This is a genomic window from Flavonifractor sp. An52, from assembly GCF_002159385.1.
Classification (GTDB): Bacteria; Bacillota; Clostridia; order Oscillospirales; family Oscillospiraceae; genus Flavonifractor; species Flavonifractor avicola.
In genome coordinates this window covers 16148-39599 of sequence record NZ_NFIB01000003.1, presented here as the reverse complement: position 1 = coordinate 39599, position 23452 = coordinate 16148, and the positions used below count along the sequence as shown (strand labels likewise).

The following is a 23452-nucleotide window of genomic DNA, read 5'->3' as shown; positions in this document are numbered from 1 at the left end:
AAATGGACAGCTGGACCATTTGGTCCAGCTGTCTGTTTCAAAGGAGGGTCGGGATGAAAACACTAAACTATCAGGTGCTCAAAGAGACCGGCTATACCGGCTATGTGCTGGAGGAGGGGCCGGAAAAGGTGCTCCAGTTCGGAGAGGGCAACTTCCTGCGGGCTTTTGCAGACTGCTGGTTTGATCTGGCCAACGAGCGGGTGGGGTGGAACGGTAAGTGTGTGCTGGTCCAGCCCATCCCCCAGGGCTTGGCAAAAGAGATCAACGCCCAGCAGGGGCTGTATACCCTGTGCCTGCGGGGACGGGAAAACGGCCAGCCGGTGGACCGGCGGCGGGTGATCTCGGCGGTGAGCCGCTGCCTCAACCCCTATGAGGGGGAGGACTATCAGGCCATGCTGGAGGTGGCTATCTCCCCGGAGCTGGAGTACATCGTGTCCAACACCACCGAGGCGGGCATCGTCTACGACCCTACCTGTAAGCTGGAGGATCAGCCTCCTGCATCCTTTCCCGCCAAGCTGACCCAGGTGCTTTACCGTCGCTGGCAGGCGGGGCAGCCGGGCCTGGTGATCCTGTCCTGTGAGCTGATCGACAGCAACGGAACGATTCTGCAGGACTGTGTGGAGCGCCACGCCGCCCAGTGGGGGCTGGAGGAGACCTTTGTGGAGTGGCTAAAGGGATGTACTTTCTGCTCTACCCTGGTGGACCGCATCGTGCCCGGCCGTATCCGGGACCGGGAGGAGCAGGCTGAGCTGGAGGGGGAGCTGGGCTACGCCGATCCCCTGTTGGACGTGGGGGAGGTGTTCGGCGTCTGGGTGATCCAGGGGCCGGAGTGGCTGGCGGACAAGCTGCCTTTCCGTGCCGCCGGGCTCAACTGCCCGGTGGTGCCCGACGTGACCCCCTACAAGCACCGGAAGGTGCGGATACTCAACGGCGGCCACACCGGCTTTGTGCCGGGGGCCTACCTGGCAGGCTTCGATATCGTCCGGGACTGCATGGCCCACCCGGTGGTGCGGGGCTTTCTGGAGCAAATGCTCTACCGGGAGATCATCCCCACCCTGGAGCTGGACCGGACCGACCTGGAGCAGTTTGCCAAAGCGGTGGAGGACCGGTTTGACAATCCCTTTGTGGACCACGCCCTGCTGAGCATCTGCCTGAACACCGTGTCCAAGTGGCGGGCGCGGAATCTGCCCAGCCTGCTGGCCTACCAGCGGCAGACGGGACAGCTGCCACCCTGCCTCACCATGAGTCTGGCGGCGGCCATTCAGTTTTACTGCGGGCACATGGAGGAACTGACCGATCAGGGGCTGGTCTGTCGCCGGAGCGATGGCACGGCCTACACCGTGTTCGATGACCGATGGGTGCTGGAGTTTTGCTGGGCCCACCGGGGGGACAGTGCCGGGGAACTGGTGCGGGCCATCCTGAGCCACGAGCAGATGTGGGGTATGGACCTGACGTCGGTGGACGGCCTGACGGCAGCGGTGACGGCGGATCTGGAGAAGATCCGGACCGATGGGGTGCTGGCCGCATATGCCGCCTGTCTGGAGGAAAACGCATGAAGCTGATCCAGATTCAGATGGGAGACAATGTGGCGGTGGCCCTGTCCCCAGTGGAGGCGGGGGAGCAGGTAAGCGTTGGGGTATGGACTCTGACAGCGGCGGAGTCCATCCCTCAGGGCCATAAGCTGGCGCTTGTGCCGCTGAAGCCGGGAGATTTGGTATACAAATATGGCTGCGCCATCGGGCGGGTCACCACTCCCGTGCCGGCAGGCGGGTGGGTCCACACCCACAACATGACCACCAATTTGTCCGCCCACACCCACTTCTCCTACCGCCCGACGGTACAGGCTCTGGAGTCGGAGGAGCCGGAGCAGTTTCTGGGCTATCTGCGGCCGAATGGCCGGGTGGCAACACGCAACGAGATCTGGGTACTGCCCACCGTGGGCTGCGTCAACGAGATCGCCTGCCAGCTGGCGGCCGGCAACCAGGACCTGGTGGGGGGGAGCGTGGAAGGGCTTTACGCCTTTCCTCACCCCTACGGATGCAGCCAGACGGGGACGGACCACGCCAACACCCGGGCCATCCTGGCTGGACTGGCCCGCCATCCCAACGCGGCGGCGGTGCTGGTGGTGGGACTGGGGTGTGAGAACCTGCAATGCAGTCAGCTGATGGAGGATCTGGGAGCGGAGGCAGCGGAGCGGGTGAAGTTCCTGGTGTGCCAGCAGGTGGAGGACGAACTGGCGGCAGGCCGGGCCTTGCTGGAGAAGTGTGCCGCCTATGCCGCTCAGTTCCAGCGCCAACCGGTGCCGGTGAGCAAGCTGGTGGTGGGCCTCAAGTGCGGCGGCTCCGACGGCCTGTCCGGCATCACCGCCAACCCGGTGGTGGGCAGGTTCAGCGATCTGCTGGTGGCCCGGGGAGGCAGCACCATTCTCACCGAGGTACCCGAGATGTTTGGAGCCGAGGAACTGCTGCTGGGCCGCTGTGCCGATGAAGAGGTGTTCCGTCAGACAGCGGAGATGCTCCAGGGCTTCCGGGATTATTTTGTCTCTCACGGCGAGAACGTCTACGAAAATCCCTCCCCCGGCAATAAGAGTGGAGGGATTACCACCCTGGAGGACAAGTCCTGCGGCTGTGTTCAGAAGGGGGGCACAGCCCCCATCGTGGGGGTGGTGCCCTATGGCGGGCAGGTAGTGCGGCACGGATTAAATCTGCTGTGGGGTCCGGGTAACGACCTGGTGTCCACCACCGCCCTCAGCGCGGCGGGAGCCCACCTGATCCTCTTCACCACCGGGCGGGGCACGCCTTTCGGCGCGCCTGCTCCCACACTGAAGATCTCCAGCAACATGGCGTTGGCTGCCCATAAGCCCCGGTGGATCGACTTTGACGCCGGTACCGTGGCGGAAGGGGAGAGCATTGATCAGGCGGCGCGGCGGCTGTTCCATCTGGTGCTCCGCACGGCCGGAGGCGCTCCCACCAAAAGCGAGGAGGCTGGCCGCCGGGGGATCGCTATCTTCAAGGACGGCGTGACACTGTAAAGGACCATGGAAATTTCCACATGGTAGGATGAAAAATCCTTCTTTCCATTTCAGGTGAAATCAGGTAAAATATACCCAGATATGTTAAGCCCCACAGGGACCACATCTGTTATGGAGGTAGGACATGAGAAAGACGAAAATCATCTGCACCCTCGGTCCGGCAGTGGACGACGAGGAGACCCTGCGCAAGCTGATTCTCAAGGGCATGAACGCCGCCCGCTTCAACTTTTCTCACGGCACCCATGAGACCCACCTGGCCCAGCTCACCAAGCTGAAGCGGGTCCGGGACGGATTGGGCGCGCCGGTGGCCACCATTCTGGATACCAAGGGCCCCGAGATCCGGGTCAAGACCTTTGAAAACAGCCCAGTGACCTTGGAGCGGGGACAGACCTTTGTGCTCCACACCGACGATGTGCCCGGTGATCAGAATCAGGTGTCGGTGACCTATCAGAACCTGCATAACGAAGTGGGACCTGGCTGCCGTATCCTGGTGGATGACGGCCTCATTGAGCTGAAAGTGGAGCGCATCGAAGGCGCCAGCATTGTTTGCGAGGTGGAGAACGGCGGCCCCCTGTCCAGTAACAAGTCTATCAACATCCCCGACGTACATATCCACCTGCCCTCCCTCACCGACAAGGACCGGGACGATATCAAGTTCGCCGTGGAGAACGACTTTGACTTCATCGCCGCCTCTTTTGTTCGCAAGGCCAGCGATGTAGAGGATATCCGGGCTGAGCTCCACAAGCATGAGGGGGGCGACAAGGTCCAGATCATCGCCAAAATCGAGAACCGAGAGGGCGTGGACAACATCGAGTCCATCATCGCCGCCTCCGACGGCATCATGGTGGCCCGGGGCGACCTGGGTGTGGAGATCCCTGCCCACGAGGTGCCCATCCTCCAGAAGCAGATGATCAAGGCCGCCACCCAGAAGGGTCTGCCGGTCATCACTGCCACCCAGATGCTGGACTCTATGATCCGCAACCCCCGACCCACCCGTGCCGAGGTGTCCGATGTGGCCAACGCTGTGTTTGACGGCACTTCCTGCGTCATGCTTTCCGGCGAGACTGCCTCCGGCAAGTATCCGATCGAGGCTCTGGAGACCATGGTAGCCACCGTCACCGCCGCCGAGGAGGCCATCGACTACTGGGGCCGGTTCCGGGAGCGCAATCTGCTGCCGGAGATCGGCGGCATCAGCGATGCCATCACCCACACCTGCTGTCTGACCGCCATGGACCTGGGGGCGACGGCCATTCTGGCCCCCACCAAGTCGGGCTACACCGCCAAGGTGATCTCCCGTTTCCGTCCCGGCTGCAACATCATTTCCCTGACTCAAAGCGAGTCCACCCGCCGTCAGCTGGCCATCTCCTGGGGTGTCCACCCCTATCTTTGCGGCGAGGTGGATTCCACCGACCGGATGTTCTCCCTGGCTGTGGATGTGGCCCGGAAGGAGGGGGTGGTGAAGCCCGGCGAGACCGTGGTCATCACCGCCGGCGTGCCCTTGGGCAAGTCGGGCACCACCAACCTGATTAAGGCTCAAGTGGTGGAAGAAGGACTGTAAACTTCTATATTCCAGGAAAAGAACCGGACGTTGTCAGCGTCCGGTTCTTTTATACTTTGGAAAGAAATGACAGGGTACGATGAGAGGTGTTGAGAGCCGGCAAACGATCTGGTATAATGTGTCTAACGGAATCCAAGAACAGGGAGCGGACTGCCCGGCGCCCTGATAGAAAGGATAGGTGCCCCAATGGCTGCAAAGACGCAGTATACCGTGGTCGTGGCCGACGATGAGGACGAGCTGAGAGAAGCGGTGTGTACCATGATCCCCTGGCAGGACTATGGGTTTCGTCTGGTGGGGAGCGCCAGCAACGGACTGGACGCCCTCCAGCTGGTGGAAACGCACGCCCCTGACCTGCTGCTTACCGATATCCGGATGCCTTTTATTTCAGGGATTGAGCTGGCCCGGCAGGTGCGGGAGGTGCGTCCCGCCACCAACATCGCCTTTTTGAGCGGCTATGACGATTTTGAATACGCCAAGCAGGCCATTCAGTATAACATCATCAGCTATATGCTCAAGCCTCTGACTATGGAAGGATTGGGCGCGGAACTGTGTACCATCCGAAAAAAGATCGACGCCCAATATGCCATGTTCCGGCAGACCGGGCCTCGTACCGATGGGTCCGACCTACGGACAGCCATGCTGATGCCCCTGGTGCTGGACGACTACGCCGAGCTGGAAGGGGAGGTCCAGGCAGAGGGCTATGCCCGGCAGTGCGGCCTGTTGCGGGATATGGATGACAAACCGGGCTATACCGTAATGGTATCCACCCTGCTCAATGAGGACGGCGGCAACGTCACCGAGCCATCCTTTGTGGCCTCGGTGGACCGGTTGGCCTCCAAGTACCTGCGGAGCGTCAGCTTTTTTGCATCGGGAAAGGTGATTTCGGTGCTGCTTGGCAATGCGTCGGACTTTGACGAATATCTCCACATCCTGGCCGACGAGATCCCTCAGATGGCGGACAGGGTGTTGGGCAAGCGCTGCCGCATCGGTGTCAGCCGGGTGGTAAGAGCGCTGACCGATCTGCATGGTGCCTATCGGGAGGCCATGGAGGCTCTGCGCCAGGGAGACAGGACGGAGGGAGGAGCCCAATTTATCAGCGATCTGGCTCCCGCCGCCAAGGGCGGCGAATTGCTGTGCAAGCGGGCGTTGGAGGCCCTGGACCAGCACTATATGGAGGCCGATTTGTCTCTGGTGTCCCTTAGCGGGATGCTGACCGTCAGCCCCAATCATCTCAGCGCCTGCATCAAGAAGTACACCGGTGAGACCTTCATTAACATCCTGATCCGCAAGCGAATGGAGGCTGCCCGGGAACTGTTGACTACCTCCGGACTGAAGGTACAGGAGGTGGCCCAGCGCTGCGGCTATACCGACCAGCACTATTTCAGCTACTGTTTTAAAAAATACTGTGGGGAATCCCCCAACGCCATGCGCCGCAGGCTGGAGCAGGAAAGGCTGGGTGAGGACGCGTGAAAGGGCGCGGCACGGCCCGGAAAGGCCTGCGTATCACCACCATTCTGGTGGCCATGGTGGTGGGAGTGGTGGCAGTCATCCTCTGCTGCTGCATCCTGCTGTTTTTGGACCGTTATCGGGACGCTATGGTGCAGAATGCCCGCACCAGCAGCAGCCAGGCGGTGTCCCAGGTGTCCACTACAGTGGCCAACTATCTGGGAGATATGGACCAGGCCATGGAGCTGGTGGAGCAGTCCATGCTGGAAAGTGCGGATAGCCGGGATAAGCTGCTCACCGCCTTTTTGAATTTCCGGCCTGACGTGGTGGCGGTGACCAGCTACTCCTCCGACGGAGCGCTGCTGGACTGCTGGTCCCTGGGGCGGGAACCCAGAGAGACCATCTACGAGAACCTCTCCTTTGATCTGGAGAAAGCCAGGACCGCACAGGCTCCCTATATGATGGCGCCCCATGTGGAGACTATTTTTGAGAGTTACTACCCCTGGGTGGTGACCATGACTGCTCCGCTGGAGCAGGGGGGAGGGGCCGCCTGGGTCTCTTTGGATCTGAGTTTTTCCGGCATTTCAAGCTATATCAATAATATCAGTATCGGCCAACGGGGCTACTGCTTTTTGATGGACGGGGCGGGCAATATCGTCTACCATCCCCAGCAGCAATTGCTGTACGCCGGTCTCAAAACTGAGAATACCTCGGCGTTGGCCGGACTGGACGACGGCTCCTATGCAGATGATACGGTGATCTACAGCCTGACCGGCGTGGCGGGCAGCGACTGGCGGGTGGTGGGCGTCAGCTATGTGGACGAGCTGGTCAACCGCGGTGTACGGGAAATGATCCAACTGTCTCTGTTTTTGGCGGTTGTAGTGCTGGCGGCGGCAGTGCTGACCAGCTGGCTGCTCTTCCGCCTGCTGGGCCGCCCCCTGCGGGGACTGGCTTCTGCCATGGAGAACTTCGAGACCGACGCAGACCACTTTACCTATCATCCGGTGGGCGGTACCCGGGAGGTACAGGAGCTGTCCGACTCCTTTGAGCACATGGTACTGCGGATCCAGCGGCTGATGACCACCGTGCGGGAGGAGGAGGTCAATCTGCGCAAGACGGAGCTGAAGGCCCTCCAGGCTCAGATCAATCCCCACTTCCTTTATAACACGCTGGATTCCATCGCCTGGATGTGCGAGCAGGGCCGCAACGCCGAGGCCGTCAAGATGGTCCACGCCCTGGCCCGGCTGTTCCGCATCAGCATCAGCAAGGGCCATGAACTCATCCCTATCGCCAAGGAGATCGAACACGCCGAGAGCTATCTTCAGATCCAGAAGTACCGTTACAAAAATCAGTTTACTTATGAATTTAACGTGGACCCCGATTGCCTGGATTATTATTGCAATAAGATCACCCTTCAGCCCATCATTGAGAACGCCATCAACCACGGCCTGGATCTGATGGTGGATGAGGGACATATCTGGGTACAGGTGCTGCAGGAAGGGGAGGATATCCTGTTCCGTGTGCTGGACAACGGGGTTGGCATGAGCAAGGAGCAGCTCAGTTCCATCCTCCAGCACGATCCCAAAGATCGCACCGGCATCGGCATTAAGAACGTTAACGACCGGCTGAAGATCTACTTCGGCAAGCACTACGGGCTGCATATCAGCAGCGAGCCCGACGTGGGCACCTGCGTGGAGATCCTGATGCCCAAGATACAGGAGGGGGATTATGAGGCGAAATAAATACATCCCCCTGCTGCTGGCAGCCCTGTTTGGTATGACACTGGGCGGCTGCGGGGGAAGCGGAGGGACCACGGAGCAGTATACCGTGGCGTTGGTGGCCAAATCCACCCAGACGGAATTCTGGCTGTCGGTGTTTGCCGGGGCGGAGGCGGCTGCTACAGAGTACAATATGGAGCTGACCATCGTGGGACCGGAGACCGAGGAGGACTACGAGACCCAGAACCAGATGGTGGAGGCGGCGGCCAAGGACGGCGCGGATGCCATTGTTTTTTCCGCCATTGACTTTGAAAACAATGCTGCCTCCATTGACAGTGCGGCCCAGCAAGGCGTCAGGATTGTGGCCATCGACAGCAATGTGGCATCCGACCAGGTGAGTACCTACATCGGTACGGACAACTACGCTGCCGGACAGATGGCGGCCCAGGCCGCATTGGACCGGGTGGAAGGTCCGTTGAAGGTGGGGGTGGTCAATTACGACATCAGCAGCGCCAACGGTCAGGAGCGGGAGCGGGGAGCCACCGACCTCTTTTTGAAGAGTGGTCGGGCGGAGATCGTCTCGGTCATTAACACGCTAGCTGAGGCAGAACAAGCGCAGACGGATACCGCCGCTCTGTTGCGGGCATACTCAGAGATCAACGTGCTGGTGGCCTTCAATGAGCCCACCAGTGTGGGTGCGGCCAGAGCAGTGGAAGAGGCAGGACGCTCGGATGACCTGTTCCTGGTGGGCTTCGATTCCAATGTGATCACCATTGACGGCCTGCAGGAGGGTTCGGTAGACGCCCTCATCGTGCAAAATCCCTACGCCATGGGTTATCTGGGGGTAGAGAGCGCCTATAAGCTGCTGGCCGGCCAGGGCAGCGTGGAGCAGACGGTAGATACCTCCACCAAGATCGTGGACAGGGACAATCTTTTTACCATGGACAGTCAAAAAGCGCTGTTTACTTTCGAAAAACGTTGGAATTAGCAGTTTGCACAGTTTGCAGAACGAGATTTTTTGTAGATTGTTCAATTCCCATAAATTTTTACCCCTCTTTCAGTGAAATTTCACCTTGTTTTTCCAGAGAATTTCCACTAAGATTATGAGGTGTAAGGCGGGGATATGAGGAAGAACCCCGCAAAATCCCAAGGAAAAAGGAGAATTGCTATGAAGAAGAGAATTCTTGCACTGTCCCTGTCCGCTGCCATGGCACTCAGTCTGGCTGCTTGTGGCGGTGGCGACAGCGGCACCCAGCCCTCCGGTTCCCAGGAGACCAGCGGCGGCGGCGCTTCCACCACCGAGGTTGCCAACAAGGATAAGCCCCTGGTGTGGTTCAACCGTCAGCCCTCCAACAGCTCCACCGGCGAGCTGGACATGACTGCTCTGACCTTTAACGACAACACCTACTATGTGGGTTTTGACGCCAACCAGGGCGCTGAGCTGCAGGGCACCATGATCGTGGACTACATCAAGGCTCATGCTGCTGAGATCGACCGCAACGGCGACGGCATCATCGGCTACGTGCTGGCCGTGGGTGACATCGGCCACAACGACTCCATTGCCCGTACCCGCGGCGTCCGCGCTGCTCTGGGCACCGGCGTTGAGAAGGACGGTGCCATCGACAGCACTCCTGTCGGCACCAACGCTGACGGCTCCTCCACCGTCGTGAAGGACGGCTCCATCGAGGTGGACGGCACCACTTACACCATCCGCGAGCTGGCCTCTCAGGAGATGAAGAACTCCGCCGGCGCCACTTGGGACGCTGCCACCGCCGGCAACGCCATCGGCACCTGGGCTTCCTCCTTCGGCGATCAGATCGACATCGTTGTCTCCAACAACGACGGCATGGGTATGTCCATGTTCAACGCCTGGTCCAAGGAGAACAAGGTTCCCACCTTCGGCTATGACGCAAACTCTGACGCCGTTGCCGCTATCGCGGAAGGTTACGGCGGCACCATCAGCCAGCACGCCGACGTGCAGGCCTACCTGACCCTGCGTGTGCTGCGTAACGCTCTGGACGGCGTGGACGTTGACATGGGTATCGGCACCGAGGACGACGCCGGCAACGTGCTGACCGACGACGTGTTCTATTATGACGAGGCGACCCGTTCTTACTACGCTCTGAACGTGGCTGTCACCGCCGACAACTATCAGGACTTCCTGGATTCCACTGTGACCTACGCTCCCGTCTCCAATCAGCTGGACGCCACTGCTCACCCCACCAAGAACGTGTGGCTGAACATCTACAACTCCGCTGATAACTTCCTGGGCTCCACCTATCAGCCCCTGCTGCAGAAGTACGACGATCTGCTGAACCTGAACGTGGAGTACATCGCTGGCGACGGTCAGACCGAGTCCAACATCACCAACCGTCTGGGCAACCCCAGCGCCTATGACGCCTTCGCCATCAACATGGTGAAGACTGACAACGCCGCTTCCTACACCGGCATTCTGAGCCAGTAATTGTGAGTGCGGCCGCTAAGGTCAAACTGAATCAGAACTAAGAACCGCTTGCTATTAGGGAGAAGGAATTCTCCGTACGGGAGGAGGAACTCTCCGTTCGGGAGAAGGAATTCTCCCTAATAGCGCATTTTAGTGAAAAACCGGCAGAATCAGACTTTTCGCTGAAACTGCTAATATGCAAAACGGGAGTAACGAGAATGGCAGATGCGAAAGATGATATTGTCCTGTCAATCCGTGGTATGTGCAAATCCTTTGGCCGGAACCGGGTGCTGGACCACATCAATCTGGATGTGAAGCGGGGCACGGTCATGGGACTTATGGGCGAGAACGGCGCCGGTAAGTCTACCATGATGAAGTGCCTCTTTGGTACCTACCAAAAGGACGAAGGCAAGATCTTCCTCAATGGTAAGGAGATCAGCTTTTCCGGCCCCAAGGACGCCCTGGAAAACGGGATTGCCATGGTGCACCAGGAGTTAAACCAGTGCCTGGAACGGAACGTCATCGATAACCTGTTCCTGGGCCGCTATCCCACCAACTCCGCAGGTATTGTGGATGAAGGCGGGATGAAGAAAAAGGCCTCCGAGCTGTTCCGAAAGCTCGGTATGACCGTCAACCTGACCCAGCCAATGCGGAATATGTCCGTTTCGCAGCGGCAGATGTGTGAGATCGCCAAAGCAATTTCCTACAATTCGCAGGTGATCGTGCTGGACGAGCCCACTTCCTCTCTGACCGTGCAGGAAGTGGACAAGCTCTTTGAGATGATGCGGATGCTGAAGGAGCAAGGCATTGCCCTGATCTACATCTCCCACAAGATGGACGAGATCTTTGAGATCTGCGATGAGATCTCGGTCCTGCGGGACGGTAATCTGGTCATGACCAAGCCCTCCAAGGAGACCAATATGAACGAGCTGATCACCGCCATGGTGGGCCGCTCCCTGGAGAGCCGCTTCCCGCCGGTGGACAATCAGCCGGGAGACACTATCCTCTCGGTGCAGCACCTGTCCACTAAGTACGCGCCTCATCTTCAGGACATCACCTTTGACGTCCGGGAGGGCGAGATCTTCGGCCTGTATGGCCTGGTGGGCGCCGGTCGTACCGAGCTTCTGGAGACCATCTTCGGTGTGCGTACCCGCGCGGCTGGGCGGGTGTATTTCAAAAACCGGCTGATGAACTTCAACAGCGCCAAAGAGGCTATTGAACACGGCTTCGCCATGATCACCGAAGAGCGTAAGGCCAACGGCCTGTTCCTCAAGTGTGACCTTACCTTTAACACCACCATTGCCAACCTGCAGCAGTACAAGTCCGGTATGGCTCTGTCCACGCCCAAGATGGTGAAGGCCACCAACAAGGAGATCAAGGTCATGCACACCAAGTGCATGGGACCGGACGACATGATTACCAGCCTGTCCGGCGGTAACCAGCAGAAGGTCATCTTCGGCAAGTGGCTGGAGCGGGAGCCCCAGGTATTTATGATGGACGAGCCTACCCGCGGCATCGACGTGGGCGCCAAGTATGAGATCTATGAGCTGATCATTCAAATGGCCAAGCAGGGAAAGACCATCATCGTGGTCTCTTCCGAAATGCCTGAGATTCTGGGCATCACCAACCGGATCGGCGTGATGTCCAACGGACACCTGTCCGGTATCGTCAACACCAAGGAGACCAATCAGGAGGAGCTTTTGCGCTTGAGTGCAAAGTACCTGTAATGGTGGAGGGGACAAAGCATACGTGCTTTGTGTGTATTGCAACAAAGGCTGAACGCCATGATATGGTAAGGCCCCGCAGATCACCCGTACAGCGGATGATCTGAGCGACATTATAGTGGGAGAAATTGCTTATGGTAGCAAATAATTCGAAAATTCTGACGGCTGAGCAGGAGGAAAAACTGCGTCAGCCTATTGACGAGTATGTCGGTAAGATCCAGGCACAGATCGACGCCCTGCGGGCGGACGGCACAGACAAGGTTATCGACATTCAGAATAGCATTGACAGCCTGAAGCGGGATAAGATCTATACGGCCCAGGAGAAGGCTGCCAAGCTGAAGGAGTATCAGGCAGAGCTGGCAAAGGCCAAAGAGGTGGAGGCCAAGAACAAGGAGCAGGTTTCCAAGCTGATTGGCGATGCCGAGGCCTATCTGAAAGCACACTTTGACACCGACTATTATCAGGCGGTCACCGCCAGCTGCAAAGAAGAGAAGCAGCAGGCCCTGACCAATTACGCCGCAGCGGTGGATCAGCTCAATAAGGAGCATCAGGCGACCCTCTCCAAGCTGAGCGATCCCCACGAGATCAAGGACGAGAAATACGTCCACAAGAACCGCCTGTTTGACGCCAAGATGAAGCGGACCAAGGACCTGCAGGAGGTCAAGGACCGCCGCCATGCCGCCTTCGATCACAAGTTCCACCTGATCGATATGCTGCGGATGAGCAAGTTCACCTTCGGTGAGACCATGTCTCAGAAGTGGGAGAACTACAAGTACACCTTCAACCGCCGTGACTTCCTGCTGAGAAACGGCCTGTACATCGCCATTATCATTATTTTCATTGCCCTTTGTATTGCCACCCCGATCATCAAGAATGTCCAGCTGCTGACGGTAAACAACGTGCTCAACATTCTGTCTCAGGCCTCTCCCAGAATGTTCCTGGCTCTGGGCGTGGCGGGACTCATCCTGCTGGCTGGTACCGACCTGTCCATCGGCCGTATGGTTGGTATGGGCATGACGGCAGCCACCATCGTAATGCACTCCGGCCCCAATACCGGCGGCGTGTTCGGTTACCTCTTTGACTTCTCCGGCATCCCCGTGATCGTCCGGGTGTTCCTGGCTCTGGTGGTCTGCATCGTGCTGTGCACCATCTTCACCACCATCGCCGGCTTCTTCACCGCCAAGTTCAAGATGCACCCCTTCATTTCCACCATGGCTACCATGCTGGTCATCTTCGGCCTGGTGACCTATTCCACCAAGGGCGTGTCCTTCGGCGGCATTGACTCCACCATTCCCGGCATGGTCATTCCCCGCATCAACGGCTTCCCCACCATCATCCTGTGGGCGGTAGCCGCCGTGGCGGTGGTGTGGTTCATCTGGAACAAGACCACCTTCGGCAAGAACCTGTTCGCTGTGGGCGGCAACCCTGAGGCCGCCGCGGTTTCCGGTATCTCCGTGTTCAAGGTCACTGTGGGCGCCTTCGTCCTGGCCGGTGTGCTCTACGGCTTCGGTTCCTGGCTGGAGTGCCTGCGCATGACCGGTTCCGGCTCCGCCGCTTATGGCCAGGGCTGGGAAATGGATGCCATCGCGGCCTGCGTGGTGGGCGGCATCTCCTTCACCGGCGGCATCGGTAAGATCTCCGGCTGTGTGGTGGGCGTGTTCATCTTCACCGCCCTGACCTACTCTCTGACCACTCTGGGCATCGACACTAACCTGCAGTTTGTGTTCTCCGGCATCATCATCCTCGTGGCTGTTATGCTGGACTGCCTGAAGTACGTGCAGAAGAAGTAATTCCATCAAGCAAAAGCGCGAAGCCGCTGCAGGGCAGACGCGGGGGACCGCTCTGCTTTGCAGCGGTTTTTCTTTGTACACCGCTCTGTCAGGGATTGGATTTGAGGGCGGAATGTGCTATGATGAAAGAAACAGTCCGAGGAGTGGGGCCTGCCCGCTCTGTCCGGAACGCAAAAGGAGAGAAGAACCATGCAAGAACTGGGCGCTGTGCGTAACGCACTGAACGCAGGGGAGCTGGATGGCCCGCTGAAGGGCCTGCTGTGTCATGACCTTACCGCCGGCCGGAAACGGGTGGCGGATCTGCTGGATGGGTTTCAAAAGACCTTTGGGGCGGGGGAGAACACACCTGTGACTCTGTGCTCCGCCCCGGGCCGCACCGAGATCTGCGGCAACCATACCGATCATCAGCACGGCCGGGTGCTGGCCGGCGCGGTGGACCTGGACTTTTTGGCTTGCGCCGCCCCCAACGGCACCAACACCATCCGGTTCCAGTCTGAGAGCTGGCCCCTGGTGGAGGTGAACCTGGACACCCTGGAGCCCAAGGAGGAGGAGAAAGAGTCCACTGCTTCTCTGGTCCGGGGTATGGCGGCGCAGGCTGCCCAGCGGGGCTATCCTGTATCCGGCTTTGATGTATATGCCACCTCTGAGGTGCTGCCCGGCTCCGGCCTGTCCTCCTCGGCGGCCTGCGAGGTGCTGCTGGGTGTCATCGAGAATCATCTGTTCTGCCGGGACGAACTGGACCCGGTGACCATTGCCCAGATGGGCCAGAAGGCAGAGAACATTTACTTCGGTAAGCCCAGCGGCCTAATGGACCAGACAGCTTCCTCCGTGGGCGGCGCGGTGGCCATCGATTTTGCCGACCCTGCCGCCCCTGTGGTGCGGACGGTGGCGGTGGATTTGGCCGGCCTGGGCTATGCCCTGTGTATCATTGACTCGGGGGCCAGCCACGCCGACCTGACGGCTGAGTACGCTGCGGTGCCTCAGGAGATGGGGGCGGTGGCAGCCTACTTTGGTAAACAGGTGCTGCGGGAAGTGGAGGAGGATCAGGTGATCCAGGCCCTGCCCCAGCTGCGGAAGGCGGTAGGGGACCGGGCGGTGCTCCGTGCCCTCCACTTCTTTGCCGACGACAAGCGGGTGAAGCTGGAGGCCGACGCCCTGGAGCAGGGAGATATGGATACCTTCCTGGAAGTGGTGAAACAGTCGGGCCGTTCCTCCTGGGATCTGCTCCAGAATATTACTCCCATGGGCGCGGTGAAGGAGCAGGCCATGGCGGTGGCGCTCACCGTGGCGGAGCGGGCTCTGTCCGGCCGGGGCGCTTGCCGGGTTCACGGCGGCGGCTTTGCCGGTACCATCCAGGCCTTTGTGCCGCTGGATCTGCTGGAGCGTTTCCGCAAGCAGGTGGAGGCCTGCCTGGGTGACGGCAGCTGTCATGTGCTGTCCATCCGCCCTGTGGGCGGCACCGTTCTCTGGCCCTGAACAAGTGCATACAGTGAAGTGAAAGGAGCGCGTCTGAACAATGGCGATTTTGGTATTGGGCGGAGCCGGATACATCGGCTCCCATACGGTATATGAACTGATTGACGCCGGCCGGGACGTGGTGGTGGCCGACAACCTGCAGACTGGCTTCAAAGCCGCAGTCCATCCCAAGGCAAAATTCTATCAGCTGGACATCCGGGATCGGGGGGCTCTGGATACCCTGTTCCAGGCCGAGGACATCGAGGGCGTCATCCACTTTGCCGCCTCCTCCCAGGTGGGAGAGTCCATGTCCGATCCTCTGAAGTACTATGACAACAACCTCCACGGCACCATGGTGCTCCTCCAGTCCATGGTGGCCCACGGCGTGGACAAGATCGTATTCTCTTCCACCGCCGCCACCTACGGTGAGCCGGAGCGGGTGCCCATCCTGGAGGACGACCGTACTGTGCCCACCAACTGCTACGGCGAGACCAAGCTGTCCATGGAGCACATGATGAGCTGGGTTTCCAAGGCCCACGGCCTGAAATACGTGGCCCTGCGCTACTTCAACGCCTGCGGTGCCCATATCTCCGGCCAGATCGGCGAGGCCCACAATCCTGAGACCCATCTGATCCCCATCATTCTCCAGGTGCCCCTGGGACAGCGAGAGGCGGTCAGCGTGTTTGGCGACGACTATCCCACCAAGGACGGCACCTGCATCCGGGATTATATCCATGTCACCGACCTGGCTCAGGCCCATATTCTGGCTCTGGATTACCTGCTCAAGGGCGGGGAGAACAACGTGTTCAACCTGGGCAACGGTGTGGGCTTTACCGTAAAGGAAGTAGTGGACGTGGCCCGGGCAGTTACCGGACACCCCATCCCCGCCAAGATGGCTCCCCGCCGGGCGGGCGATCCCGCTCAGCTCATCGCCTCTTCGGAGAAGGCCATCAAGGTGCTGGGCTGGAAGCCTCAGTACAACGACCTGAACACCATCGTGGCCTCCGCCTGGGCCTGGCATAAGAGCCATCCCAACGGCTTTGAGGAGGGCTGAGCATGGAGCGTGACCAGGCTATTGCCAAGCTGGTGTCCTACGCCGTGGAGAAGGGTCTTGTCCGGCCTGAGGAGCGGATCTGGGCAGTAAACACCCTGCTGGACATCCTGCGGGTGGACAGCTGCGCCCTGCCGGAAGTGGGACCGGTAGGGGAGGAGGAACTGCCCGCTATTTTGGGCGCCCTCACCGACGACGCCTGTGCCCGGGGAATGCTGCCCGAGGACACCGTAACTTACCGGGACCTGTTTGACACCCGGCTTATGGGTGCCCTTACGCCCCGTCCCGCCCAGGTCATTGACACCTTCAACGACCTGTACCGTCAGGACCCCAAGGCGGCCACCGATTGGTACTACAAATTCAGCCAGGACACCAACTATATCCGCCGGGACCGCATTGCCAAGGACGTGCAGTGGAAGGCCCAGACCGAGTACGGCGAGTTGGATATTACCATCAATCTGTCCAAGCCGGAGAAGGACCCCAAAGCCATTGCGGCGGCCCGCAACCTGCCCGCTTCGGCCTATCCCCGGTGCCAGCTGTGTGCCGAGAATGAGGGATATGCCGGACGGGTAAACCATCCCGCCCGCCAAAACCACCGCATTGTGCCCATTACCATCAATGGTTCCCCTTGGTTTTTGCAGTATTCTCCCTATGTGTATTACAATGAACACTGCATCTGCCTGAACAGTGTCCATACTCCCATGAAAATCGACAAGGCCTGCTTCGGCAAGCTGCTGGACTTCGTGGGTCAGTTCCCCCACTACTTCGTGGGGTCCAACGCCGACCTGCCCATTGTAGGCGGCTCCATCCTGGCCCACGACCATTTCCAGGGCGGCCGCTATACCTTCGCCATGGAGAAAGCACCGGTGGAGACCCCCTTCACCTTCCCGGGCTATGAGGATGTGCAGGCCGGCATTATCAAGTGGCCCATGTCGGTGGTGCGCCTCACCTGCGCCCAGCCGCAGCGGCTTATCGATCTGGCCGACCGCATCCTGACCCTGTGGCGGGGCTATACCGATGAGAGCGCTTTCATCTACGCCGAGACCGACGGTGAGCCTCACAACACCATTACCCCCATCGCCCGGCGGCGGGGGAGCGATTACGAGCTGGACCTGGTGCTGCGCAACAACATCACCACCGAAGAGCATCCCCTGGGTGTCTACCACCCCCATGCCGAGCTCCACCACATCAAGAAGGAGAACATCGGCCTCATCGAGGTCATGGGCCTGGCGGTACTGCCTGCCCGGCTCAAGACCGAACTGGCGGCGGTGGCGGACAAGCTGGCGCAGGGCGGCGACCTGCGCTCCGACCCGCTGACCGCATCCCACGCTGACTGGGCGGAGGGCTTTGCCTCCCAGATTACTCCTGACAACGCCCTGGACGTGGTCTACCACGAGACTGGCCTGGTGTTTGCCAAGGTGCTGGAGCACGCCGGCGTTTACGCCCGTACCCCGGAGGGCAAGGAGGCCTTCCTCCGTTTCCTGAGCCAGGTGTAAGGCAGTTCAACTTCATACGGCTGAAATCCCCCGGCGCGTTCAGCGCCGGGGGATTTTGCATATGCGGCTCTGTGAAATTCGGATATTCTGTAAGGTGCGTCCATCTTTCTATTGTCAGAGAGGAATAAATTGGGTATACTGGAAGAGATAAAATTGCAGAATCCAGTCGGAACTGGTCGGAACTGTGGGCCGGTGGCGGCACACGGAGGGAAGACAGTGAAACGAGGAAAGAAATGGTGGGCGGACCGGCCTGCCCAGGCCGAAACAGCCCTTTCCCAAGACGCAATCAGCGGTATCAATCCAGAGATGAGTGCAGAGAGGAGCATGATCATGTTTGCGGATATGTTGGACAACTTCATGGACCTGTTTGACCTGGATGACCTGCCGAAGGAGCCGGACGATGGGCTTATGTCCCAGGCGGGAGGTCAGGAGCAGAACAGTGACCCGGTACTGGTGGACCTGGACGGGGACGGCATCCCTGACATGGTAGTCCAACAGCAGGGAGTGGATTTGGATGGGGATGGCATTCTGGAGACCCAGCTGGTCAACCAGGCTTTTGACCTGGATGGAGACGGCATCATCGATGCCCAGCGGGTAAGTGTGGGTGTGGACGGTGACCTGGACGGAGTTGCCGATCTGAATGTGGATACCGTTGCTGTGGACCTGGATGGAGACGGTCTGGCTGATTATCAGCAGATGGGTATGGATCTGGATGGGGATGGTGTGTTTGAACGCCTGGACCAGTTTGTGGATCTGGACGGAGACGGCGTCTTTGATATGGCCCATACGGCCATGGACACAGATGGAGACGGCCGCTTCGATGCATTCCAGATGACGGAGGACCTGGATGGCGACGGCGTGTTCCACGGTGTGGAGCTTGCGCCCGACGACCGTGAACCTCAGGCGGACGACCAAAATCGTCCCGATGATCAGGACGATCAGATCTTTGACGACGAGGCGGACCCCTTCTACGAGCCTGAACCTCAGGCGGAAGTGGAGCCTCAGCCCGACCCCGGCTATGGCGCAGTTCCCAATTTTGAACCCTTTGACCCCGATGAGGCCGACCCTGATAAGGTAATCGGTGATCCGGAAAGTGCCATGGAGAACTGGCACTGGCAGGAGACTGGAAGCAGCTGTGCGGTAGCCTCCCAGGAGTTTGTGCTGGAGGAGCTTACCGGGCAGGAATTTGAGGAGTCGGACCTGCGGGATCTGGCCGAGGCTAACGGCTGGTATATGCCCCAGGCGGGTACCCCCATGGACGACGTGGGCAACATCCTGGAGCATATGGGACTGGACGTGGAGCGCAGCCAGGGCAATTCCATCGATGATATCGCTCAATGTCTCCAGGACGGCGGTCAGGTCATTGTGGCGGTGGACAGCAGCGAGCTGTGGGAAGGGGTCAATGACGATAACTTCGGTCCCGGTATGCAGGCCGATCACGCGGTACAGGTCATTGGCATCGACTATACCGACCCGGATGAGCCTATGGTGATCCTCAATGACCCCGGCGCCTCCAACGGCGGCGGCGCTCAGGTCCCTCTGGACGAGTTTATGGACGCCTGGGAGGACAGCGGCTGCTATATGGTGGAGGCTTACGCCTGAGGGAACAGACGTGTCATTGGTGAAAGGAGCAAAGTGCGATGCAAGAGATGCAGATACCATCTGTTTATCAGCTGATCCGCAGCTTTAACCGGGGCGAATTCCGGCGAAAAAGCATTCCCCAGGAACTGGTGTCCGGCTGGCCTGCCATCCGGCGGCTGGGCAAGACCCTGTGTGTGACCATCCCCTATTATGCCCGGGGACGGGCGGGGGATAAGACCATCCTTTATCCCTTGTACTGTTCGGCCACAGTGCCCCTGGGCAACCCGGATATGCTGTTGGATTATACCGTTTATCCCCATCAGCAGGGCTGGCAGGACCTGGACTGGTCAAAGCCTGTGGGATCTTTTCCCCATGAGGCCCTTGCGGGGATAGGGCGAAAGGAATACCAGGCTTTGTGTGCCTGCTTGTATGACTATTACGATGAGATGGTACGGGCCATTCTTCAGGGTAAGCCCTTTACTGCCCGGGAGGAGATGGGGGCTCTGTTCTGCCGTCTGATGGAGCCGGACCAGTACCCCCAGTATCTGCGGATCGATCAGAGATTTTATCGCTTCTTCTGTCCCATCTGAAGGCACGGAAGAGATTATCATAGAGAAGAGGGTGGGCAGACGTGTGGAAAGAGGAATATACCCAGGCCTGCAGTATTTTGGCGGCAGGGCGCTATGCCAAGCTGGCCAAGCAGGCGGAGGGGCTCCATCGCTGGGTGAATGCCCGTAAATTCAGCGTAGTGGTGGTGGGGGAGTTCTCCCGAGGTAAAAGCCGTCTTATCAACGAGCTGCTGGACCGGCCGATTTTGCCGGTCAGGACCCTGCCCACGACCGCCCTGCGTACCACAGTGACCTACCATAATAAGGAGATGCTGGTCCATGTAGGCCCCGATGGAAAAAAGACGGGTTACCCGCTGAAAGAGCAGGCATGGCAGCAGTTTCTGGCCGGAGAGGGCAGAGCGGACCCGCAGGGCGCCCTCTATGTGGGCGTGGACATTCCCTGGCTGGGTCAGCACCGGCTGGAGCTGGTGGACACTCCGGGCACCGGGGATCTTGTGGAGCGGCGGACCATCCTGGCGGAGGAGGCCCTCACCGGCGCGGACGGCGTGATCATTGCCGTCTCGGCCCGTACGCCGGTCAGCGGCACGGAGCGCAAATGGATCCAGAGCCGGCTGCTGGCCCGGGAAGTGCCCCGCATCATGGTGGTCATCACCAAGCTGGACCAGATCGAGGAGGAGTCCCGGGCCAGGGTAGTGGCCCATATCCGGGACAAGGTCCGGGAGATCAGTCCGGTGGTGGAGGTGTTCGTGGCCCATGGCTGGAGCGGGGAAGAGGGAGTCCCCGGCGGCCGAGAGCAGATCATCAGACGGCTGATGGACTGGGCAGATGCCCCGGAGCACAGCCAGCTGCGGGAGCAGGCGGCCCGGGACCGGCTGGCTGGGTTGTTGACCATAGCGGCCGACGATCTGCGCTGCCGGGCGGAGCAAGCCAGGAATCAACGAACCCAAAAGGTTCAGGACCAGCAGCAGGCAGCCAGACAAGCCGCAGAGCAGGCGGGACAGCTGTGGGACATGATGATTTCCGAACTGAAGGACCGGGCCCCGGCGTGTATCAGCAGCATCCGCGGCTTTGCCGCTGAGAAGGAGCAGCTGCTGCTGGAGAAATTCCAATATGAGCTGTCCCATGTCAGTGAACCCAAGCGGTGGTGGGAGGAGGACTACCCCTACCGGATGAAAATGGAGATGACCGGATTTTCCACCGCCATGGAGCAGGAGTTTGCCAGGACCTTCAGCGATGATCTTCGGGGAATCAACGAGACTATGGCCCGCAACTACCGGCAGACCCTGTCGGTGGGCCGCATCGGCATCATGGACAAGGATCTGATCGATATCGGCAGCGGCGAACAGATCGCCGGACTGGAGGACATCCAGAAGAAAAAGGTCAACTTTCAGGTAGGACGAACCCTGGCTACTGCCGCCGGGTATGTACTGCTGGCCGGTACAGGCGGTCCAGCTGCCATTGTTACCAATCTGTGCCTGGGCGCGGGCAGCACGGTGCTGGGTGAGAAGGTATTCCGCTCCAGTGTGGACGTGCAGAGGGGCAAGGTGCTGGAAGCGGTCAAGGGACAGGTGGAGCAGTTTACCAAACGGGCAATTTCCGCCGCTGAGCAAAACATCAATCAGGCCTACCGCCGGATGTGCGGCGAGATCATGCAGCGGAAGGAACTCTGGTTGGATACACAGACCAGAAAACCGGCGGAATCCATGGCGGACGAGCGGGGCGGCAGCCTGGACAAGCTGCTGCTGGAGACAGAGAACCTCATCGCACGGCTGACCAGACATCAAGGTGGAGGTACGGACGATGGAGCACTCTGTCAAGGCGGTTGAGTTTCAATTATATGAGGATTTGGTCCAGATGCAGAAGATGCTGGAGGTCATGGAGCTGGATCCGGCCCTGACGGAGCGGTTAGAGGAGTGTAAAGAGCTGATTCGCACCAAGCGCTACCGCGTGGCGGTGATGGGGGAGTTTAAGCGGGGAAAGAGTACCCTCATCAACGCCATGTTGGGTCTGCCGGTGCTGCCGGCGGACGCTACCCCCACCACTGCTACCGTAAACCGTATTACCTACGGAGTGGAGGAGCGGGCGGTGGTGCGCTTCCGGGACGGTCGGGAGCAGGAGATCCCGGTGGACCGGCTGGCGGACTATGTGACCAAGCTGACGGAGGAGGGCCGGGCGGTCTCTGAGACCGTACAGGAGACGGTGCTGTACTATCCCAGCGTTATCTGTCAGAACCATATTGAGATCATTGACACTCCGGGCCTGAACGACGAGCGGGAAATGACCCGCATTACCCTGGAGACTCTGCCCCAGGTGGATGCGGTCATTATGCCCATCCACGCCCGGGTACCCTTCAGCAGCACCGAGCGGGACTTTGTTTGTCAGATGCTGGAGAGCAAAAACATCGATGACATTATCTTCGTCATGACCTTTCTGGACCAGCTGGACGAGGACGACTATGTGTACGAGGACTACGTGGAGGCGGTGAGCCGCCGCATCCGGCAGGAGGTTTTTAGGGCGCTGGAGGAACGCCGGGCCTCAGAAGAGGTGCTGCGGAAGGCCCACCGAGTTCTGGACCAGGTTCGGCTCAGCGGTGTCTCGGCCTCCCTGGCCCTGAAGTCCTTCGTGAGCAACCAGAAAAAGCTGCTGGCTCAGAGTCATTTTGAAGGTTTTCTCAACGACCTGAAAAAGACTCTGGCAGGCCGCCAGATGGAGTGTGCCGTCTGGAAGGCGGCTGCCGGTATGGAGTGGGTAGTGACCCATCTGGAGGAGGCCCAGCGGGAGCGGGAGGGCTTTTTCCGGCGGGAAGAGGATAGACTTCGGGAGATGCAGCGGCGTACCCAACGCTTTTTTGGGGATTTTTCCCAACAGCTGGAGGAACTTTTCCGGCAGCAGCCGGACGTCATGGAGCTGGTGCTGGAGCCCCTGCGTCAGGAGAAAGAGAAGGCGACAGCCGCTGTGATCCGGGCGCTGAGCGGGGTCAGGGTTGCGGAACATATGGTGGTATTCCAGGCGATCAATCCGGTGATCTTGCAGATCCCGGAACAGATGGATGGCTGCTGGCAGCAACAATTAAAACCCATGCTGCTCAGCCGGCTTGCCCAGGTGCTGGAGCAGATCAGCGTGGTGGGCAACCAGGCCGGTGTGGATGAGCCGCTGATGAAGGAGTACGGCTATCTGTTGCAGGAAGCAGAGGATACATGGACTGCCCAGAGCTTTGTTTGGGTGGACGGCCCTTATCCCAACGTGCCGGATCTGGCTCACTGCAACTTCATCCGCTATTTCCGCCCCTATTTGCAGCGCTCGGTGCAAGCCATGGCTCAGCGAATTGTAGACACCGCCGAGGCGGTGAAGGGCAGCTGTTGCGCTCAGCTGCCGGAGCGCAATGAACCACTGCGGGAACGCCTGGCCCAGAGGCAGCAGGAGCAGTATCGCCAGCTGGACGGTCAGCGCAGGGCCTACGAGCAGAATCTGGACAATCTGCGCCAGACGGTCAATCAGGCCTGGAGTAATACCCAGGCTTTGCTGCGGGAGTGGGAAGACGGTCCCAGAGTTGGATAAGATACAGAGAACGACCGGAAAAGGAGACCCAC

General features: G+C 59.6%; 16 protein-coding genes. All 16 read left to right on the top strand.

What is annotated here, in order from left to right:
- Positions 1–53: 53 nt before the first annotated feature.
- Positions 54–1556: a tagaturonate reductase gene (locus B5G06_RS01665; protein ID WP_087187376.1), complete on the top strand. Its 1503-nt coding sequence runs from the start codon at positions 54–56 to the stop codon at positions 1554–1556.
- Positions 1553–3031 carry a UxaA family hydrolase gene (locus B5G06_RS01660; RefSeq protein WP_087187375.1) on the top strand — a complete coding sequence of 493 codons (1479 nt, stop codon included), beginning with the start codon at positions 1553–1555 and terminating at the stop codon, positions 3029–3031. The genes B5G06_RS01665 and B5G06_RS01660 overlap by 4 nt, the downstream gene beginning before the upstream one ends.
- A gap of 124 nt (positions 3032–3155) precedes the next feature.
- Complete coding sequence (gene pyk, locus B5G06_RS01655) at positions 3156–4589, top strand: pyruvate kinase (protein WP_087187374.1); 1434 nt, start codon at positions 3156–3158, stop codon at positions 4587–4589.
- Between the two features lie 186 nt (positions 4590–4775).
- A complete protein-coding gene (locus B5G06_RS01650) occupies positions 4776–6059 on the top strand; it encodes a response regulator transcription factor (RefSeq protein WP_087187373.1) in 1284 nt (427 codons plus the stop codon).
- Positions 6056–7777, top strand: coding sequence for a cache domain-containing sensor histidine kinase (locus B5G06_RS01645; protein WP_343286345.1), 1722 nt, complete (start codon positions 6056–6058; stop codon positions 7775–7777). Before B5G06_RS01650 ends, B5G06_RS01645 begins: the two co-directional genes overlap by 4 nt.
- Complete coding sequence (locus tag B5G06_RS01640; RefSeq protein WP_087187372.1) at positions 7764–8741, top strand: substrate-binding domain-containing protein; 978 nt, start codon at positions 7764–7766, stop codon at positions 8739–8741. Before B5G06_RS01645 ends, B5G06_RS01640 begins: the two co-directional genes overlap by 14 nt.
- 180 nt (positions 8742–8921) lie before the next feature.
- Entirely contained in the window at positions 8922–10217 is a 1296-nt protein-coding gene (locus B5G06_RS01635) for a substrate-binding domain-containing protein (RefSeq protein WP_087187371.1), read from the top strand.
- 197 nt (positions 10218–10414) lie between these two features.
- A complete protein-coding gene (locus B5G06_RS01630; RefSeq protein ID WP_087187370.1) occupies positions 10415–11923 on the top strand; it encodes a sugar ABC transporter ATP-binding protein in 1509 nt (502 codons plus the stop codon).
- A 131-nt stretch (positions 11924–12054) separates the two neighbouring features.
- Positions 12055–13710 carry an ABC transporter permease subunit gene (locus B5G06_RS01625; protein WP_087187369.1) on the top strand — a complete coding sequence of 552 codons (1656 nt, stop codon included), beginning with the start codon at positions 12055–12057 and terminating at the stop codon, positions 13708–13710.
- Positions 13711–13899: 189 nt separating this feature from the next.
- Positions 13900–15186: a galactokinase gene (locus B5G06_RS01620; protein WP_087187368.1), complete on the top strand. Its 1287-nt coding sequence runs from the start codon at positions 13900–13902 to the stop codon at positions 15184–15186.
- Between the two features lie 40 nt (positions 15187–15226).
- A complete protein-coding gene (galE, locus tag B5G06_RS01615) occupies positions 15227–16219 on the top strand; it encodes a UDP-glucose 4-epimerase GalE (RefSeq protein ID WP_087187367.1) in 993 nt (330 codons plus the stop codon).
- 2 nt (positions 16220–16221) lie between these two features.
- Positions 16222–17712: a UDP-glucose--hexose-1-phosphate uridylyltransferase gene (gene galT, locus B5G06_RS01610; protein WP_087187366.1), complete on the top strand. Its 1491-nt coding sequence runs from the start codon at positions 16222–16224 to the stop codon at positions 17710–17712.
- Positions 17713–18042: 330 nt separating this feature from the next.
- A complete protein-coding gene (locus B5G06_RS01605; protein WP_087187365.1) occupies positions 18043–19314 on the top strand; it encodes a hypothetical protein in 1272 nt (423 codons plus the stop codon).
- 38 nt (positions 19315–19352) lie between these two features.
- Positions 19353–19883, top strand: a complete 531-nt coding sequence (locus B5G06_RS01600; RefSeq protein WP_087187364.1) for a hypothetical protein — start codon at positions 19353–19355, stop codon at positions 19881–19883.
- A 41-nt stretch (positions 19884–19924) separates the two neighbouring features.
- Complete coding sequence (locus B5G06_RS01595; RefSeq protein ID WP_087187363.1) at positions 19925–21688, top strand: dynamin family protein; 1764 nt, start codon at positions 19925–19927, stop codon at positions 21686–21688.
- Positions 21663–23420 carry a dynamin family protein gene (locus tag B5G06_RS01590; protein ID WP_087187362.1) on the top strand — a complete coding sequence of 586 codons (1758 nt, stop codon included), beginning with the start codon at positions 21663–21665 and terminating at the stop codon, positions 23418–23420. Before B5G06_RS01595 ends, B5G06_RS01590 begins: the two co-directional genes overlap by 26 nt.
- The last annotated feature ends 32 nt before the right edge of the window (positions 23421–23452 follow it).

Excerpts from the sequence above, each read along its gene's own strand:
- B5G06_RS01625 (WP_087187369.1), top strand. The coding sequence starts at position 12,055 with ATGGTAGCAAATAATTCGAAAATTCTGACGGCTGAGCAGGAGGAAAAA.
- B5G06_RS01665 (WP_087187376.1), top strand. The coding sequence starts at position 54 with ATGAAAACACTAAACTATCAGGTGCTCAAAGAGACCGGCTATACCGGC.
- B5G06_RS01640 (WP_087187372.1), top strand. The coding sequence starts at position 7,764 with ATGAGGCGAAATAAATACATCCCCCTGCTGCTGGCAGCCCTGTTTGGT.
- B5G06_RS01600 (WP_087187364.1), top strand. The coding sequence starts at position 19,353 with ATGCAAGAGATGCAGATACCATCTGTTTATCAGCTGATCCGCAGCTTT.
- pyk (WP_087187374.1), top strand. The coding sequence starts at position 3,156 with ATGAGAAAGACGAAAATCATCTGCACCCTCGGTCCGGCAGTGGACGAC.
- B5G06_RS01650 (WP_087187373.1), top strand. The coding sequence starts at position 4,776 with ATGGCTGCAAAGACGCAGTATACCGTGGTCGTGGCCGACGATGAGGAC.
- B5G06_RS01590 (WP_087187362.1), top strand. The coding sequence starts at position 21,663 with ATGGAGCACTCTGTCAAGGCGGTTGAGTTTCAATTATATGAGGATTTG.
- B5G06_RS01635 (WP_087187371.1), top strand. The coding sequence starts at position 8,922 with ATGAAGAAGAGAATTCTTGCACTGTCCCTGTCCGCTGCCATGGCACTC.
- B5G06_RS01660 (WP_087187375.1), top strand. The coding sequence starts at position 1,553 with ATGAAGCTGATCCAGATTCAGATGGGAGACAATGTGGCGGTGGCCCTG.
- B5G06_RS01630 (WP_087187370.1), top strand. The coding sequence starts at position 10,415 with ATGGCAGATGCGAAAGATGATATTGTCCTGTCAATCCGTGGTATGTGC.
- B5G06_RS01620 (WP_087187368.1), top strand. The coding sequence starts at position 13,900 with ATGCAAGAACTGGGCGCTGTGCGTAACGCACTGAACGCAGGGGAGCTG.
- galE (WP_087187367.1), top strand. The coding sequence starts at position 15,227 with ATGGCGATTTTGGTATTGGGCGGAGCCGGATACATCGGCTCCCATACG.
- galT (WP_087187366.1), top strand. The coding sequence starts at position 16,222 with ATGGAGCGTGACCAGGCTATTGCCAAGCTGGTGTCCTACGCCGTGGAG.
- B5G06_RS01605 (WP_087187365.1), top strand. The coding sequence starts at position 18,043 with ATGTTTGCGGATATGTTGGACAACTTCATGGACCTGTTTGACCTGGAT.